At 36.3% G+C, this 17871-nt stretch carries 14 protein-coding genes; 4 read left to right on the top strand and 10 right to left on the bottom strand.

The features are described 5' to 3' along the window. Position 1: 1 nt before the first annotated feature. From RNZ47_RS06160 to RNZ47_RS06145, 4 genes are read right to left on the bottom strand one after another with little or no spacing between them, the layout of a single operon-like run. Entirely contained in the window at positions 2-616 is a 615-nt protein-coding gene (locus RNZ47_RS06160) for a nucleotidyltransferase family protein (RefSeq protein WP_311937853.1), read from the bottom strand. Between the two features lie 9 nt (positions 617-625). After that, complete coding sequence (locus tag RNZ47_RS06155; protein WP_311937851.1) at positions 626-1645, bottom strand: XdhC family protein; 1020 nt, start codon at positions 1643-1645, stop codon at positions 626-628. 60 nt (positions 1646-1705) lie between these two features. Beyond that, the gene (locus RNZ47_RS06150) at positions 1706-3925 is read right to left on the bottom strand and encodes a xanthine dehydrogenase family protein molybdopterin-binding subunit (RefSeq protein ID WP_311937849.1); all 2220 of its coding nucleotides are present in this window, start codon (positions 3923-3925) and stop codon (positions 1706-1708) included. Positions 3926-3944: 19 nt separating this feature from the next. Continuing rightward, positions 3945-4406: a (2Fe-2S)-binding protein gene (locus RNZ47_RS06145; protein ID WP_311937847.1), complete on the bottom strand. Its 462-nt coding sequence runs from the start codon at positions 4404-4406 to the stop codon at positions 3945-3947. Between the two features lie 130 nt (positions 4407-4536). Here RNZ47_RS06145 and RNZ47_RS06140 point away from each other — a divergent pair, with 130 nt between their 5' ends. Next, positions 4537-6006, top strand: a complete 1470-nt coding sequence (locus tag RNZ47_RS06140; RefSeq protein WP_376717820.1) for an SLC13 family permease — start codon at positions 4537-4539, stop codon at positions 6004-6006. Here the strand turns inward: RNZ47_RS06140 and RNZ47_RS06135 are convergent. From RNZ47_RS06135 to tilS, 3 genes are all read right to left on the bottom strand, one after another. After that, positions 6003-6965 (bottom strand): YheT family hydrolase, encoded by a 963-nt coding sequence (locus tag RNZ47_RS06135; RefSeq protein ID WP_311937843.1) that lies wholly within the window; start codon positions 6963-6965, stop codon positions 6003-6005. The genes RNZ47_RS06140 and RNZ47_RS06135 overlap by 4 nt on opposite strands. A gap of 72 nt (positions 6966-7037) precedes the next feature. Then, positions 7038-8657: an adenine deaminase gene (gene ade / locus RNZ47_RS06130; protein WP_311939048.1), complete on the bottom strand. Its 1620-nt coding sequence runs from the start codon at positions 8655-8657 to the stop codon at positions 7038-7040. Between the two features lie 143 nt (positions 8658-8800). Continuing rightward, positions 8801-10111 carry a tRNA lysidine(34) synthetase TilS gene (gene tilS / locus RNZ47_RS06125; protein WP_311937841.1) on the bottom strand — a complete coding sequence of 437 codons (1311 nt, stop codon included), beginning with the start codon at positions 10109-10111 and terminating at the stop codon, positions 8801-8803. A gap of 123 nt (positions 10112-10234) precedes the next feature. On the opposite strand from tilS, the gene RNZ47_RS06120 reads away from it, so the two are divergent. Next, positions 10235-10927, top strand: a complete 693-nt coding sequence (locus RNZ47_RS06120) for a sigma-70 RNA polymerase sigma factor region 4 domain-containing protein (RefSeq protein WP_311937839.1) — start codon at positions 10235-10237, stop codon at positions 10925-10927. On the opposite strand, the gene pabB is transcribed toward RNZ47_RS06120, so the two are convergent. Continuing rightward, positions 10924-12237 (bottom strand): aminodeoxychorismate synthase component I, encoded by a 1314-nt coding sequence (gene pabB / locus RNZ47_RS06115; RefSeq protein ID WP_311937837.1) that lies wholly within the window; start codon positions 12235-12237, stop codon positions 10924-10926. The two genes, RNZ47_RS06120 and pabB, sit on opposite strands and share 4 nt — an antisense overlap. Positions 12238-12316: 79 nt before the next feature. Between pabB and RNZ47_RS06110 the strand changes: the two genes are divergently transcribed. Together RNZ47_RS06110 and RNZ47_RS06105 are read left to right on the top strand one after the other, a co-directional pair. Beyond that, positions 12317-13207, top strand: coding sequence for an aldose 1-epimerase family protein (locus tag RNZ47_RS06110; RefSeq protein ID WP_311939046.1), 891 nt, complete (start codon positions 12317-12319; stop codon positions 13205-13207). Positions 13208-13243: 36 nt separating this feature from the next. Then, positions 13244-14596, top strand: a complete 1353-nt coding sequence (locus tag RNZ47_RS06105; protein WP_311937835.1) for a DEAD/DEAH box helicase — start codon at positions 13244-13246, stop codon at positions 14594-14596. Between the two features lie 88 nt (positions 14597-14684). Here the strand turns inward: RNZ47_RS06105 and RNZ47_RS06100 are convergent, their stop codons facing one another. After that, positions 14685-15515: a DUF4261 domain-containing protein gene (locus tag RNZ47_RS06100; RefSeq protein WP_311937833.1), complete on the bottom strand. Its 831-nt coding sequence runs from the start codon at positions 15513-15515 to the stop codon at positions 14685-14687. Between the two features lie 84 nt (positions 15516-15599). Next, positions 15600-17750 carry an Ig-like domain-containing protein gene (locus tag RNZ47_RS06095; protein ID WP_311937832.1) on the bottom strand — a complete coding sequence of 717 codons (2151 nt, stop codon included), beginning with the start codon at positions 17748-17750 and terminating at the stop codon, positions 15600-15602. Positions 17751-17871 lie beyond the last annotated feature (121 nt).

Below are 17871 nucleotides of genomic sequence, written 5' to 3'. Positions count from 1 at the left end.
ATCATTCATTAAAATACTTTTTAAATAATATATCGTAATCTGCTTTTAAATCTAAATCTAGGTTTTCTAATTCAGGTATTAAAGTTTTAACTGATGCTTTATGTTTTTTTAAAATGTGTTTAGCACCAAAATCATCATTCAAATTCCGTAGTTCCTCAAAATACATCTTGTCAAAAATAACAGGAACGCCATATTTTTTATTTTTATACGATGTCGCCATTATAGGGTGCGTTTTTTTATTGAAGGCATCAATTAATTTATTTAGAAATACTTGATCGATTAAAGGTTGGTCTGCTAAAGTTACTAAAATTCCATCAATATCTTGTTTTGAAACAGCCATATATTCAATGCCAAAAGCCAAGGATTTTCCCAAGCCTTTTTGCCATTCTTCATTGTTTAAAATAGTTATGGGATGGTGTGCAATGTGTTTTTTAATCTCGTTATAATTCGCGCCCAAAACTACCGCAACTTCTTTTACCGGTAATTTTAAAGCAGTCTCAACGGCGTTGCCCAATAAGGTGGAATTTCCCCATTTTAGAAGTTGTTTGGGAGTTCCCATGCGTTTTGAGGCGCCGGCGGCTAATATGATGATGGATATGTTTGATGGTTTGTGCAAAAGAATTAGTTACGACGTATGAATCCGTCCCGTTTTCTTACTTAAAGATATGGGTTCTTCTTTTCTTATCACACATAAAATTTCGGAAATTATGGAAATGGCTATTTCCTGTGGCGTTTCGGAACCGATATTTAAACCTGCTGGCCCATGGATTTTATCTAAAAACTCATCTTCTGCATTCGGGCAATATTCAATAAATTGAGAGAGCAAATCTTCTCGCCGTTTTGTTGGTCCCAATAGTCCAATATAATTTGGATTGGTATCTTTCAAAGCCACTAAATAGCGCAAATCGGTAGCGAAATTATGAGTCATTAGCACAATGGCCGTTTGGTTGTCGATTAATTCAACATCCATTTGCTCTGGGGAAATAGCAGAAAAACTATGCGCACCCGGAAAATCTGAAATCGATTTGGCTTCTGACGCTCCTGAAACAATAGTTACTTCCCAACCCGTTAAAGCGGCATATTTACAGAGTTGCACCGCATCGTGTTCGGCACCAATTATAATTAATTTAAAACAGGGCGGCATCTTTTGATGGAAGGTTGAGCCTGATGTATTTTGGTTTTCTAACTTATTCCCGGAAACTGAAAACGACTTATTATTGATTTTGACTTGAGTGCCAATTCCTGAAAAAACACCTTCCTTTTTTACAAAATAAGACTGTATTTCGAACGCGTTTCTTTCTTCTAAACAGTTTTGAAAAGCATTTCTAAAAGATTCATTGGGATTGAAAACTTCCAAAAGTATATACAAAACACCTTCGCAACCTAAACGGTATCTGCCGTCGTAAGTCATCATTTTGGATTCACCTGTTTTAAAAACAATTTCCGATTGTAATAGGATTTCTTTTTCAACGCAACCCCCGCTTACAGCGCCAATCATTTTGCCATTTTCAAGAATAAGCATTCTTACACCTGGTCTTCTATAGGATGAGCCATCCAATGCCACAACAGATGCCAAAACAGATTTTAGGCCTTTTGATTTTGCTATTGAAGCTTCTTCAACTATGTTTTTAAATTCGTGTGTCATGAATGTGAAGTAAAAAAAGCCTTCGCATAAAAAGGCTTTTGGATTCTTAGTATTAATTTTTTAGCCTAAAACCTTTTCTTCAACATTCAAATTGCCCATATAAGGTTGCTTTGTTAAGCGTTTACCAGTAGCTTTATAAATAGCGTTGGCAATTGCCGCACCAACAGGTGGTAAAGTAGGTTCTCCCAATCCAGTAGGGTCAATATCACTCTCAATAAAATGGATGTCTACTTTTGGGGTTTGCCCCATTCTAATGAGCTGATAGGAATTAAAATTATTAGATTGTGGGATGCCATCCTTAAATTCAAAATCGGAATACATAGCGTGACCAATACCATCAAGAATACCACCTTTTGCCTGATTTATAGCGCCTAATGGATTTACAACAATACCGCAATCAATGGCGCAAGTGACTTTTTTAACAATGGGCAATCCGTTTTCCATAGTAATATCTGCAACCTCAGCTACATGCGTGTTATGACAATAATACACCGAAAGTCCTTGATAAACACCTGCTTCGGTTTTTCCCCAATTGGATTTTTCAACAGCCAGTTTTAAAACATTCTGAAGTCTTTCTGGATTATACTCAATATTAGGTTCTGGATTCTTTTTTACATTATCCAATAAATCCATATGAAGCTGTACCCTATCTACACCTAATTCTTCAGCAATTTCATCGAAGAAGCTTTGCTCTGCACTTGCCAAAAAGTTGGTGTACGGTGCTCTCCACGCTCCTGTGGTGATATTACTTTGATAGTTGGCCGTATCGACTTGGTAATTTTCAATAGCACCTGCCGGAAAGAAATTTGGTATTAAACCGTACATATTTGAATTAACTGCAGCCTCCTTTAAGTGATAACCTGTTAGTTTTCCATCCTTAATGGATGCTGCTATTTTATATTTAATGGCTGGACGATAAACACCCGTTGTCATATCATCTTCTCTTGATGATACCATTTTAATTGGCTTTCTAACGGCATCTGAAATTTCGGCTGCTTCAAACACAAAATCACCATAGAGGCGTCTTCCAAATCCACCTCCCATTCTTGTCATATCCAAATGAACATTTTCAATATCGCGCCCTAATAATTCAGCGACCACGCTATGTGCAGCTTCAGGTGTTTGAACGGGACCTACCAACTCTACTTTTTCATCCGTAACATTTGCGAAAAAATTCATTGGTTCTAAAGTGTTGTGAGGCAAAAATGGAGATTCATAAATACGCTCAATAACCTTATCGGCATTGGCAAAAGCCTTTTTTACATCACCATCTTGCCGTCTTGTGCTAAAGTTTTTTCCGTTTAATAAACCCAATAGAATGTCATCATGTTTCTCAGTGCTTTCAAGTGGTGTATCTGTTTTCCAAGTTGCTTTTATGGCATTTTTTCCTTTAAAAGCATCCCAAGTGGTCTTCGCTATAACAACTACTTTGTCAGAACTGCTTATCTGCATTGTCCAATTGCCTTTTCCAGCCTCTTGAAATTCCCTTACTTTTTTTCCAATCGTTATCACATCAACAACACCCGGTAAAGACTTGGCCACAGAAGCATCATAAGTATCTAAAACCTGACCAAATGCCGGTGGCCTTAAAACGGCTGCGTACAACATGCCTTCTACTTTATAATCTAAACCAAATAATGGTTTTCCTGTAATAATTTTATCAATATCAACATTGCCTTTACCTTGACCGATAATTGTAAAATCTTTAGGGTCTTTTAAACTAACTTCTTCCGGAACTTCAAGCACAGCCGCATCTGAAACCACATCGCCATAACCTAAAGTTTCTCCCTTAGCGTTTGTAATTACGCCGTTTTTAACGGAACATTCTGAAGCATCAACGCCCCATTTTGCCGCAGCAGCGTTTACCAACATTTGTTTTGCCGTAGCCCCGGTTTGTCTTAAAGCTGTCCAACCATGGCGAATAGACTGGCTTCCTCCAGCCACTTGTCGATTGTAATTTTTAGTGTCCAAAGGTGCTTGAACGACTAAAACATCATCCCAGGCCACTTCCAATTCTTCAGCAATAATCATAGGCATTGATGTTTTTACACCTTGACCGATTTCCGGATTGGGTGAAAAAATAGTGACTTTTCCTTCCGGGGAAATTTTTATAAAAGCATTAAAATCGTTATAGTTTAATTGGCTTAAATCGATTGAAGGTTTAACGTCAGACTTGCAAGCATTAAACAAGTTAAAACCTATTATCATACCACCACTCGCTAAAGCTGATGATTTTAAGAAAGATCTTCTACTGAATGTATTTTTATTTGAAGGTATCATTGTTTTCTATTTAGGTTGGTTAACTTAATTTTTTAGAAGCTACTTTTACGGCTTCTTCAATACTATTATATGCTGCACATCTGCAAATATTTCCATGCATGGCATTTCTAATTTCAGATTCAGAAGGACTAGGGTTTTTCTCTAAAAATGCTGAAGCTGTCATAATTTGTCCAGCTTGACAATAACCACATTGTGGCACATCTACTTCTTTCCAGGCCTCTTGAACGGGGTGTTTTCCATCTTCCGAAAGCCCTTCAATAGTTGTAATATCCATGCCTTCTGCCTGCGATATTTGCAATAAGCAACTGCGCATCGCAGTACCATCAGCATGTACGGTACACGCTCCGCATTGACCAACACCGCAGCCATATTTAGTACCTACCAAATCTATCTGATCTCTTAAAACCCAAAGCAATGGTGTATCCATATCTGCCTCGACAGTATGGGTTTTGTTATTAATTTTTAATGTGAATGTTGGCATAATTATTTTTTTAGATTGAAGAATTGTTGAATTGTCTCAAAAAATACAAAAAAAATAAAACCTATTTTTAAAGATTCTTATTTTTTTAACATGGATTTAATAAAGTTGAATGCAATTTAAAAACTAAATGATGAAAAACACTAAACGCATAGGATTATTACTTGGTCCCGTTTCATATATATTAATTCGTCTTTTTTTTGCTCCAGAAGGACTTTCAGATGAAGCCAACGGTGTTTTGGCCTCTACGGCTTGGATTGCCATTTGGTGGATTACCGAAGCCATCCCCATTGCAGCAACGGCACTGTTACCCATTGTGTTGTTTCCACTTTCGGGAAGCTTGGACATTGCATCGACCACATCGTCTTTCGGACATAAATTTGTGTTTTTATATTTGGGCGGATTTATTATTGCCATTGCCATCGAGAAATGGAATTTGCACAAACGGATTGCTTTAAATATCATTAAACTTATTGGTTCTAACATTAAAAAAATCATTCTCGGATTTATGCTGGCTACCGCATTTTTATCGATGTGGATATCCAATACCGCCACTTCTGTAATGATGCTACCCATTGGCATCGCTATTATAAAACAATTGAGGGATAATCCTGAGACGGATAAAGACGAAAATTTAATTTTCGGAAAAGCCTTAATGCTTGCCATTGCCTATAGCGCATCAATTGGAGGATTAGCAACCTTAATCGGTACACCGCCAAATTTGGTTTTAGCAGGTGTGGTTTCAGAAATTTACGGTTACGAAATCACCTTTTTACAATGGTTTATATTCGGGTTTCCCATCTCCGTTATTCTATTGCTCATCTGCTGGAAATATTTGACTTCAATGGCATTTTCATTCAAACAACAAGAATTCCCCGGTGGAAAACAAGAAATTAAACGCTTGCTTTCTTTATTGGGAAACATGACATACGAAGAAAAACTGGTCTCCATTGTTTTTGCAGCAACCGCTTTTTGTTGGATTACGCGGTCGTTTTTACTTCAAAAACTATTGCCACAATTAGACGATACGATTATCGCCATTTTATTTGCTTTGATACTTTTTTTAATTCCAACGAAAACAAAGGGCAAGACATTAATCTCTTGGAAAGACACCAAAGATTTACCTTGGGGCATCATCCTATTATTTGGTGGAGGCATGGCATTGGCAAAGGGTTTTGAAACCTCGGGATTGGCGCTGTGGATTGGTAATCAGATGACAACTTTTGCTGGATTAAGCACTTTTGTTTTAATTCTGCTCATTATTACTGCGGTAAATTTTTTAACCGAAATCACATCCAATCTTGCAACCACCGCAATGCTTTTGCCCGTGTTGGCACCCATGGCTTTGAGCATCGATATTCATCCCTTTATTTTAATGGTAAGCGCTACGGTTGCCGCCTCGTGCGCTTTTATGTTGCCCGTTGCCACACCCCCAAACGCCGTGGTTTTTGGTTCGGGCTATTTAAAAATCCCGGATATGGTAAGCAAGGGCTTTTTTATGAATGTTATTTCAATTATAATCCTAACGCTTTTCGTTTATTTTGTGCTACCGGAATTGTGGGGCATTGTCACCGATGGTTTTCCAGAAGCGCTTAAAAACTAATCTAACGATTTCACAAATTCCAATGCGCGCTTTTCGTTGTAATACACATTTTTTTTATGGATGAAACCAACGTGCCCGCCATGGTTTGGCATTTCCAAAAACAAATTAGAATTTGCTTTGGCTTCTTTTACAGGATAACATTCGGGCGATAAAAACGAATCGTTAAGCGCGTTAATAATCAAGGTTGGTGTTTTTATATTTTGAAGAAATTGAAGGCTGCTACTTTTTTCGTAATAATCAAAAGCATCTTTAAAACCATGTGCTTTAGAGGTGTACACATTGTCAAAATCCCTTAAAGTTTTGATGGACTTAATATCCGCAACACTCAGAACATCAGAAAATTGCACTTGTTTGTTTTTTAGGTTATTTACTAAATGCCTTTTAAATCTATCGTGATACAATATGTTTTTGAAGGTGTGCAGTTCTTCGGCTGAACCCTTTAAATAACAAGGCACGGAAATAGCAATAGCAGCTTTAATTGGTTGGGGAATGATGTTGCCTTCGCCTAAATATTTTAAAATCACATTGCCACCAAGACTGAATCCTTTTAAGTAAATATCAGCATAGTGTTTTGTTGCCATAATATGCTGAATAATCTCAATTAAATCGTCGGTAGCTCCAGAATGGTAACTTCTGTATTTTAAATTGGTTTCTCCGCTACACCCTCTAAAGTTTACGCAAACGGCATCAACATTATTGTTATTAAAAAGTTTTGCAGCGCCAATCATGTAAGGGCGTTGCGCATTACCTTCCAAACCGTGTAATAAAATGACGAGTTTTTTTGTTTTTTCTTTTGAAAAACTCCAATCTAAATCTATAAAATCGCCATCGTTTAAAATGAGGCGCTCCCGTTTTTGATTGACGCCATTTACACGTCTGAATAATCCCGAATACACCGTTGAGATAAATCCGTTTTTAAAATAGAATGGCGGTTTGTAAGTCGGTTTTATTACGGGCATGTTTTAGTATTCAGTTGGCAGTAGAGGTCGCAGGTTTTCAGTTGGTATGGTTTTATTCGTCGGTCAATTTAATCAGATTTCTAAAGGTGTAAATTTAAATGTATTCCCATCAAACAAACCTTTATCGCTTAATTTTAATGACGGAATTACCAACAACGCCATAAACGAGAGTGTCATATATGGCGCTTTAAGTTTGCTACCAAGTTGTTTTGCCATTTTATCGAGTTCGGCATATTGTTTACCAATGGTTTTACCGTCTTTATCACTCATAATTCCTGCAACGGGAAGCGGTACTATTTTTTCTTCTGAATTTAATACGGCACAAATACCTCCTTTGTTTTCTATGAGTAAATTAACGGCTTTACATATTGCTTCATCCGACACGCCAACGGCAATAATATTATGCGAATCGTGACCTACCGAAGATGCTATGGCTCCTTCTTTTAACCCGAAGTTTTTAATAAAGGCAATTGCCGGTTTTTCATCTTGATAACGATTAACAACAGCCATTTTCAGAATATCTTTTTCAAAATTCGAAATTAAATTTCCGTCTTTAACTAAAGCATTTTCAACGATTTCGTTGGTAACCAATTGCCCTTCCAAAGCTTCGATAACCCGAATTTGTTTTGCCGAAGATTCAAATCTAAAATCGGAAACCTGCTTCTTAATACACTTGAAATTATTCAATATTTCAAAAGGAATGGATTCAATTAACGATTGGCCTTTATTAAAAACCAGCTCGCCATTTATGTAAGTTTGAAGCGTTTTAAAATCCTTTAAATCCTCGACCACAATGCAATCCGCAAAGTCGCCCTCTTGCAACAAACCAACATTGAGATTATAATGTTCAACAGGATTAATACATGCCGCCTGCAACACTTTAAAAACATCTATGTTTTTAGCCACAGCTCTGGCGCAAAGGTTATTGATGTGGCTGATTATTAAATCGTCCGGATGCTTATCATCGCTACAAAACATCATGTTTTTGTAATGTTCGGGCAACAAATCGATTAAGGCTTCAAAATTTTTGGCGGCACTACCCTCTCTAATTAAAACCTTCATGCCTTTTTGAAGTTTTTCCAAACCTTCGTCATACGTAAAACACTCGTGGTCCGTTGAAATTCCTGCGTTTATATATTTGGTGATTTTGTCGCCTTTTAAACCTGGTGCGTGCCCATCAATGGGTTTGTTATACTGTTTTGCCCAAGCTATCTTTTTCATCACTTCGTCATCATCAAATAAAACACCGGGGTAATTCATCATTTCTGCCAAATACTTGATATCTGGATTTTCGAGAAGCGTTTTGATAGCTCCTGAATTTATAACCGCTCCGGCCGATTCGAATGTGGTTGCCGGCACACAGGACGGCGCACCAAAATTGAATTTGAATGGGGTTTGCTTGCCGTTTTCAACCATGAATTCCACGCCCTTTACACCCAAAACATTTGCGATTTCGTGCGGATCGGAAACGGTTGCCACCGTACCGTGTGTTACCGCTAAACGCGCAAATTCGCTTGGAACGAGCATGGAACTTTCTATATGAATATGGGCATCGACAAAACCCGGAAGTATGAAATGGTTAACGTTGTGATTTTTTTCGGTGATGGATATTATCCTTTTGTTTTCAATAACAATTTCACCTTTAAAAATGCACTTGTTCGGTATATCGACGATGTTGCCCTGTAGTTTCAAATCAATACTTAATATTTTATGTGACACTTCGACAAGCTCAGTGTGACATTATAGTTTTTAATTAGTCTTTAAGTTTTATTTTTTAAAGTGGTTTCCTGCCAAAGTTTATCTTGAACGATAGCCGAAAGGCAGGAATAAAAAAATTATTGCATTTCTATTTTAATAATATGTTTTGTGTTTTCGGTTACTTTAAATCGATTGTCTGCACGTTTATTGATTACCCAAACAATCTCATTATTTGAACACAACAACCACACTTTTTCTTTATCTAAAAGTGATAATTTTTCGTCTTTAAAGTATTTGCTTAATTTCTTTTTGCCCTTCATTCCTAAGGGATAAAATACGTCGCCTTCCTCCCATTTTCTAAGAATTAAAGGGTATTGTAATTTTTCATTATCAACGTAAATAATGTTGTTTCGTTTTTCTGAAATCGCGTCCGCTTCATCAAAAAATAGAATTCCGAATGGAGTTTCTACTTTATTGTCTTTTTCTGAAATTGAAACCGGTTCACTTTTATCGTTATATATTTCACTTAACAATAAATGCTCCCTGTTTTTAACAAGTCTATACGTTGCTGAAAACACCTGTTTCCCGGTTTCGGCATCCAACAAATTGAGAATATCATCCCATTGAGTAAAGCCGAATTCCTTAAAAGTTTCATACAAATAAGGCTTTGGGTGTGCGAGTTTTTTAAAAGCCGAAATCTTAAATTTAATCTCGTTGTTGTCCATGCTTTCAATGGCTTTGTTCAAAATAACATCGACACTTTCGGCAACAATATGAGATGACCCTCTTAGGTGTTTTAAGGTGTTTTGAAAATTCTGAAGCCATTGCGGATTCACTTCCTTTAAAACAGGAATCACATCGTGCCGCAATTTGTTCCTTAAATATTTGGTTGAGGCATTACTGCTATCCTCTTGCCATCTTAGGTTTTTAGCTTTGGCGTAGGTTTCAATCGCTTCGCGGGAAAAGGGCAATAACGGTCGTACCAATTTATTGTTAATCGCAGGAATTCCTGTTAACCCCTCTAAACCGGTACCCCGAGATAGATTGATGAGAAAGGTTTCCATATTGTCATCAGCGTGATGTGCCGTTAAAATATAGTCAAATTGCAATTGTTCGGCCAATTCGTCAAACCAATTATAACGCAACTCACGCGCCGCCATTTGTATAGAAAGCTTATTGTCTTTTGCAAACGTTTCGGTATCAAAACTTTCAATAAACACTTCCAATTCCAAATCCTCGGCTAAATCTAAAACGAAGGCTTCATCGGCATCACTTTCATTTCCTCGTAAATTAAAATTACAATGCGCCAGAGCCATATTTAGTTTTAATTGATGGCATAAATGCGTTAAAACCACGCTGTCCATTCCGCCGGAAATGGCAATGAGCAACTTACTTTTTTTTAGGAATGAAAAATCCTTTTTTATATGGTCTTTGAATTGTTCCAGCATGTTTTCAAATATACAACATTGCCCCTTTATATACACAACTTATAAGCAGATAACAATGACAAAAATCATGTTTAAAAACTATGTTTTTTGTAACTTTAAAGTATAAATTTAATACCTGAAATTATGTGCTCAACAGATAAATTAAACGACAAAACCACCATAGATACCTTTAATAAAAAAGTTGTTTCGGCAACGCAACATTTGCAGTCATACATAAAGCATCGGTTGTATATAGCGGAATCAAAAGGCATCATTCCAAAAAACATGTATGCCTCAAACGATTTTACAGACGAGGCTATTGCCAAATTTTACGAAGGTGGTTACGATGTAGACATGGATGCTTTCGCCATAAAAATCAAGCTTTTCAAAATTGTGGATTCTGATTTAAATGAGCTGTTTGAAAAAGAAGCTTTTCATCAACACACGCTAAGTACGAACGATATTTTAGAAGAAGAATTGGACGGATTGGAAGAGCTTTTTACAGTTGATGAGGATTTTGATTTTATTATGAACGAAGAGCTCAATGATATTTCGTACAAACAAGACCATAAACACAAGCCTCTTTTTATTTATGATAATGATGACATCTCGATACAAAATGCGCTTGAGGTTGAAGATATGTCGGCTTTAAACAACAAAAATATTTTAGGTAAATTCTATACCTTATTGCCCTTAAAAGTATCGGAAATTGTAGATTTATTCGTTTTTGGAAGACTGGATTACGATGAAGTTGCCGAAATTAAAAACATTGAAGCAAAACGTGTAAAACGCATTTTAAATTTAACCATTGAAAGCTTAAAGGAACGTTTGGGTTAGTGCTCTAAAACCGTTCGCATCGCTTTGGCTTTTACCAAACATTCTTCGTATTCGTTTAAAGGTTTGCTTTTTGCCGTTATCGCACCACCAACGGAATACGATACATAATTTTTGGTCTCATTGTACAAAATACTTCGGATAACCACGTTGAAATCGAAATCGCCAATTGGCGAAAAATAACCCACGGCACCAGAATAGAGTCCGCGTTTGGTTTCCTCTAAGTCTTCAATAATTTTCATGGCCGAAATTTTGGGTGCGCCCGTCATACTTCCCATGGGGAATGTGCTTTTTATAACATCAACGGGGTGCGTGTGTTGTCCTACTTTTGAAGTTACCGTAGAAATCATTTGATGCACTTGGTCAAACGTATAAATTTTGCATAACTCTTCAACTTTAACACTGCCTTTTATGGCTGTTTTAGAAAGGTCGTTACGCACCAAATCCACAATCATAATGTTTTCGCTGCGCTCCTTTTCGTCTTTTAACAAGGCGTTTTTTAATTGCTCATCTTCTTCAATATTGTCCGAACGCTTCGCCGTTCCTTTTATGGGTTGCGAGATAATGGTATTCCCGTCCTTTCTCAAATAACGCTCGGGAGAAGCCGATAGCAAATACTTATCGTGGCATTTTAAAAAGGTTGCAAAAGGCGGATTTGAAATCGCATTGAGCTTATTGTATGTTTCCAACGGGTTTATAACGGTGTCCTCGGCATAAAATTCCTGACAAAAATTTGCTTCGTAAATATCGCCACGATGGATGTGTGCGAGCATAGTGTTTATTTTTTCAAAATACTCGTCTTTGTGAATGCGGAGTTTTATTTTGATGTTGTTGCTCTCTTTTTGCAGATTGCCACGTCCTCCGTTCTCGCAATGACGGATGTTTTTTAAATCGTCTTCCCATTCATCTTCAACACTATTTAAATATTGAATCTCAATATGATTGCCCTTAAAAAGGAATAGTTTTTTAGGTTGAAAAAAATATAAATCGGGGAACGCTAAGCCGTCAAAATTATTGGAACTCAAGGCTTCAACATCATTTTTTAAATCGTAGGTTAAATAACCAAAAATCCAATCGTTTACGGTGGTTTGGTATTCTTTTAACTTTTCAAATGCATCATAAAAATCCGTTTGGATACTTGTAAACGCATCCACCGCTAAAACAGCATCGTAATTGGCATGGTTCTGTTTGTCACCATCGCTTTGGGGATTGGAATCCAACCAAGCCACATCGTCAAATTGTTGCGCCCAAGCCAATATTTGGTGCTTAAACGTATCGGTGTTTTCTACTTTAAAAATCTTTGTGGTTCTCAACAAAAAAAAGTTTATGGGGTAAAGTTACTCAGAATACTTAAAAAATTAAGAGTTTTGTAGCATACAAATTATTTTTTTGATGCACGTTTTACAAAACAACAAGCTAAAAATAGCGGTAAAAAATATTGGCGCAGAACTTTGCGACATATCTTCAACACAAAACAAAACCCAATTTATGTGGGATGCCAACCCCAATGTTTGGGGCAGTTACGCACCCAATCTATTCCCTATTATCGGGGCTTTAAAAGATGGAAGCTATATTTTTGAAGACAAGAAATTCAGCATGCCAAAACACGGTTTTATAAGGCATAACAACGATATTTTTTTGCACGAACAGACCGAAAACAGTTTAACTTTCGCTCTGTTTTACGACGATGAAACGCTGAAAAATTATCCGTTTAAATTTGAGTTTTACATCACTTATTTACTTGTTGATAATAAGATAGATGTGATTCACCGGATTAAAAATGTGGATGATAAAACCATATATTTTTCGGTTGGTGGACACCCCGCTTTTAAATGCCCCGTGTTTGAAAATGAAATTTACGAAGATTACAGTTTGGAGTTTGAACACACTGAAACCGCCAAAACGCATTTAATAAATATGAAAAATGGGTTGATTTCCTCTGAAACCGAAACCGTTTTAAACAGCTCGAACACCATCAATTTAACCCACAATCTATTTAATAGAGATGCACTTGTTTTTAAAGATTTAAGATCTAGAAAAGTGACTTTAAAAAGCCAATTGAATGGCGAACTACTTTCAGTGAGCTATCACGATTTTCCGTACTTGGGTATTTGGGCAAAACCAGAGGGCGACTATGTGTGCATTGAACCGTGGTTGGGCGTTGCCGATAGCGAAAACACCAATCAAGATTTTAAAACCAAAGAAGGCATTATTGCATTACTTGCCGGCAAAACTTTTAAAGCCACTTATACCATTGAAGTTAACAACACACATTTAGTCTAACAAATTAATGGTAGATTTGCAGCTTAAAACAAGATTGTGACTTTTACAGATTTAAACATAAACACACCTTTACACAACGCCTTAAACGATTTAGGGTTTACCACGCCAACGCCCATTCAGGCTGAGGCTTTTAACGTGGTGGCTTCGGGAAAAGATATGGTTGGTATTGCGCAAACCGGCACAGGAAAAACCTTTGCGTACATGCTTCCAATTCTTAAAAACCTAAAATTTTCGACGCAAGAAAACCCACGCGTTTTAATTTTAGTACCAACGCGCGAGTTGGTTGTGCAAGTGGTTGATGAAATTGAAAAGCTTTCAAAATACATTAACAATCGGGTTTTGGGGGTTTATGGCGGTACTAATATCAACACACAAAAACAGGCAATTGCCGAAGGTATAGATATTTTGGTAGCCACTCCGGGTCGTTTATACGATTTGGCTTTAAGCCGTGTGTTGCAATTAAAATCGATTCAGAAATTAGTGATTGATGAAGTCGATGTCATGCTCGATTTAGGGTTTAGGCATCAGCTTATTAATATATTTGATATCCTACCACAACGCCGACAAAACATCATGTTTTCGGCAACCATGACGCAAGATGTAGACGAACTAATTAATGATTTCTTTAAAAGTCCTGAGCGTGTTTCCATAGCCGTTTCGGGTACGCCTTTAGAAAATATTAGCCAAACCCGATATATTGTCCCAAATTTTTATACCAAAGTAAATCTATTGGTTCACTTATTGAATGACACCGAAACCTTCAATAAGGTTTTAGTTTTTGTGGCTTATAAAAAGATGGCAGATCGTTTATTTGAAAAATTAGACGAAATATTCCATGAAGAACTTTGCGTGATTCATTCCAATAAAACACAAAATTACAGATTGCGAAGCATTGAGCAATTTAGGACTGGCGAGAACCGTATTTTAATTGCTACCGACGTGATGGCACGTGGATTGGATATTGATAATGTTAGTCATGTTATAAATTTTGATACGCCCGATTATCCTGAAAATTATATGCACCGAATTGGAAGAACCGGTCGTGCTGAACGCAAAGGTGAAGCCCTTGTGTTTACTACTGAAAAGGAACAAGAGGCTATTGAAAATATCGAGGATTTGATGCAAATGGAAATTCCGATGCTAAGCATCCCAGATGCTGTTGAAATTTCCACCGAACTTATTGAAGAAGAACGTCCGCAAATAAAAGAACGCAACAACCCGACCAAACGAGGAGACGACGATACTTTGGGGCCTGCATTCCACGAGAAGTCCGAAAAGAACTCGAAAGAGAATTTGGGTGGATCGTATAAATTTAAAATTGCCAAAAAGTATAAAAAGCCGAAAACTCGCGGCGATAAAAATTATAATAAACGGAATAAACGGAAGTAGTTGCAGCTTTTAGTTGACAGTTTCGATAGTTATTGGGGTGAGCAGAAATGGTAGGAAATTGAAACCTCTATAAAATGCAGCATTGTTTTTAGTATTCAATTTTTAATGTCAATCCTTCTAAAAACCTACCTTTTGATTCCGATATTTTTAGTTTTTGGTCTGCAGAAATTCCAATTGTTTCTCCGTCCTTTAATTTAACATCATAAGCAATTACATAATGAGTTAAATTAAACATCATTTCATTCAGTTCATCGAGTGAATTTTCAGAATCCACAATTTCCATTTCCTTTTTACCAAAGTCTGCAAGTCCATAAGTAAAAACAGATTGTTTTCCATTTTCTTGTCTTAAACCAAAGTAAATCCAATTGTATAATGGAAGGTCTGTTTCAGACATCATTTCCACATTTGCTTGGTAAAATTCCTTTTTCAAAACTAAAGTCCTACCACCAATGTAAATTCCCAATGATTTACTATTATTCATTACAGCAGAAGCTAATTTGCTGTATAATAAGTTTTCCTGAACTGCATTTTTTCCAGCGTTCATTATTGACAAAACAATATGTCCTTTATGCTTGGAAGTTTCTTGAACTGCATTTTTCCAAAAGTAATTATATTCAGCTACATTTTCTACTTCATTTTCAGGAATAGCCATTTGCATAGTTGCTATAGCGATATTATAATTATCAATAATTAAAACGGCCGCTTTATCATCGGCATCTTTATCATTAACTTTTAAATTCCATTTTTTTCTTAATTCGTTAACTGTTCCCTTTAGATCAAAAGAATTAGGTTCTTCGAGAAGAACCATTCCTAATATAACTGAATTTGTGCTTGCTTCAATCTTCTTTTCTTTCTTTAAAAAGCTAAATAATCCCATTAAAATAATTCCGATTAATATTATGGTTAAAATTTTTCTCATATTGTTTTATAACAATTAACGTATGAATTCGTTTGAATAATTTATAAGTCCGATTTCATACTTGATCGAGCAAAAAGCCTTTATCTAATCAAAATTATACGTTTTAAACGGTGTAACTGAAGCACCGTTTTTAGCTTTCATTTTAGTTGTAATCATATCTGAAACATCAGTTTCATTACCATCTCCTTTAATAACGCTATCTAAATAATCAGTGTAAGACGTAATCGTATTGTAAGACGAAAAATGAATTTGATTCATATCAAAACCTTGATTTTGTGCAACCGTGTAAATGTGTAAATCTTTCATGTCCTCTGGAATTTGTGGCAGGGTAACTACGTCTGTGTTTTGACTGTCAAACAAAACCGTCATAATGTAATCTTCTCCAGTAGTTGGCATCAGTTGGAGTCTGCCTAAAACATGCTCGGTTCCGCTTTTTGTAATGGTTATTTCGTTTCCATTTTGTAGATAATCGACACTCCAATCCGGAATATTATAGGTGTTGTTTGGAAGCCCTTTTCTGAAAGTTAAATAATCATCCAAAATTAACTGATGCGAGTAAGAGTCAAAATTAGAGCAGAAATAATATTCATATTCAACACCAAACACTTGCTGTGGACTCCCTGAATAAATTTTATGGTAAATACCGTTTTGAAGATCCTCGTTGGTACGGAATCCATTTATTATCAATTGACTATTTGATATTCCCGGATCGTTGGTTATGTTAAATGTAGCATTACTTATTGCCGTATCGGTATTTAAATCTGTTTTATTGATTATACTTTCGTTTGTCAAAGGTTCAGAAAAGCTAAAATAAGCATAAGGAAACCCGTCTAAATTTGTACTATACAAAAAATAATCAGACGAAGCATTACTTGTAGTATTAAGACTGGTTAATTCAAAATTACCGGAGGTCTCTGAAGTATAGTGGTTAAAACTATAATCGAGCCCATCTCCCGCTACTGTTTCATTAGTGCCAAACCCAACCATAGACACGGTAGCATTACTGATAACCGTTTTTCTTTGAGGTAAATTAAAGTTTATTTCGGATAGGCTATTCCTTGTTATTCCTTGAATATTTGTAATTCTATTAAAGGAATTCGGATTCGTGTTCTCGTCGGCCAACAACGTTATCATGTATTTTTTATCAAAATCGAATTCTGATGGCGCATGTATTTTAACACTATTGTCTTCCGCTCCTACCGATTTGGAAGCAATGGGCACACCATTCATTTCTGAAGCGAAAATCCAAAAGCTAGACCAATATGGACTTAAAAAACCATCTGGTAAAGCTACTTTTATCAAAAGTCTTAAAATTTCAATATTAATTTCCAACACAGACTCGTTCCCTAAACTATCTATTGCTATTAACTTAAAAACAGTCGTTCCAACGGGGTAATTATCAGGCACGAAATCCATATCATAATTACTGGAATTTTCATCAAACTGGAATATACTCGTTTCGCCTAAAAACACTTCAACAGACACAACGTCTGAAAAAGCATCCGCTACTTCGGGCTGTAAAAGCATAGATTCATCTAAAATCTGATTTTCTGTAATTGAATTTAAAGTAATGGCTGGACCTGTATTATCAATTATAAAATTAACAGCATAGCTCCCTATATTTCCAGCTGGATCCTTGGCTTCAATCATCAGTTTGTTTTCGCCATCTTGTAACACCTTGGAATCTATATTTACCTCGTAATTTTTATCCTTAATATCTGCAAATAATTCGCTATTAACATAAACCATTACAGATGAAAGCTCCTCATTGTCAGATACGTTAAATGTAACCGTATTTTCACTTCCCGTTATAACCGAATCTTGGGCTAAAGAAACATCGGTAATCACAGGTATTTCATTGTCAATGCTAATAGCTTGTTGTGTTGAGGAGGTATTGCCTGCCTTGTCCGTAGCTTCAACTTTTAAAGTATAATTTTTATTAGAGGCATACGAGGATATATCGATTACAACATGATAAGGGGCCGAACTATCTTCACCTTTCTTTTCATTGTCTATAAACACCTCAATCTTGCTAACGCCATTAGCATCTTTAGCATCAACGCTAACCTCTATTTGATTGCTCACAACTATAGGTTCTCCACCAGAAAAAGTTGGAACACCCAAAATTGTTAACGATACTGTTGGAGGCACCGTGTCTGGTGTTTCACCGTCTTTTGAACAGGAGTTGAAAATAATAAAAAAGGAAAGAACGAAGGCTAGTTGAAAAATCCGCATGGGCTTATTTGTATGATTTATTTAATATCAAACGTACGAAAATATCTGATAAATAAAAAAGTATCCCTCTTTTTATCGGTAAGTGGTAAATGCTGAATTGATGATTTTTTAAACGTTAACC

The sequence above is a fragment of the Hwangdonia seohaensis genome (genome assembly GCF_031932625.1).
In the GTDB taxonomy this organism is placed as follows: Bacteria; Bacteroidota; Bacteroidia; order Flavobacteriales; family Flavobacteriaceae; genus Hwangdonia; species Hwangdonia seohaensis.
Note: the sequence above shows the minus strand (reverse complement) of the source record. Positions and strands in the feature narration are given on the sequence as shown.

Coding starts and splice junctions, on each gene's coding strand:
- tilS (WP_311937841.1), bottom strand. CDS start 10,111: ATGCTGGAACAATTCAAAGACCATATAAAAAAGGATTTTTCATTCCTA.
- RNZ47_RS06145 (WP_311937847.1), bottom strand. CDS start 4,406: ATGCCAACATTCACATTAAAAATTAATAACAAAACCCATACTGTCGAG.
- RNZ47_RS06155 (WP_311937851.1), bottom strand. CDS start 1,645: ATGACACACGAATTTAAAAACATAGTTGAAGAAGCTTCAATAGCAAAA.
- RNZ47_RS06150 (WP_311937849.1), bottom strand. CDS start 3,925: ATGATACCTTCAAATAAAAATACATTCAGTAGAAGATCTTTCTTAAAA.
- RNZ47_RS06140 (WP_376717820.1), top strand. CDS start 4,537: ATGAAAAACACTAAACGCATAGGATTATTACTTGGTCCCGTTTCATAT.
- RNZ47_RS06100 (WP_311937833.1), bottom strand. CDS start 15,515: ATGAGAAAAATTTTAACCATAATATTAATCGGAATTATTTTAATGGGA.
- RNZ47_RS06120 (WP_311937839.1), top strand. CDS start 10,235: ATGTGCTCAACAGATAAATTAAACGACAAAACCACCATAGATACCTTT.
- RNZ47_RS06095 (WP_311937832.1), bottom strand. CDS start 17,750: ATGCGGATTTTTCAACTAGCCTTCGTTCTTTCCTTTTTTATTATTTTC.
- RNZ47_RS06110 (WP_311939046.1), top strand. CDS start 12,317: ATGCACGTTTTACAAAACAACAAGCTAAAAATAGCGGTAAAAAATATT.
- RNZ47_RS06135 (WP_311937843.1), bottom strand. CDS start 6,965: ATGCCCGTAATAAAACCGACTTACAAACCGCCATTCTATTTTAAAAAC.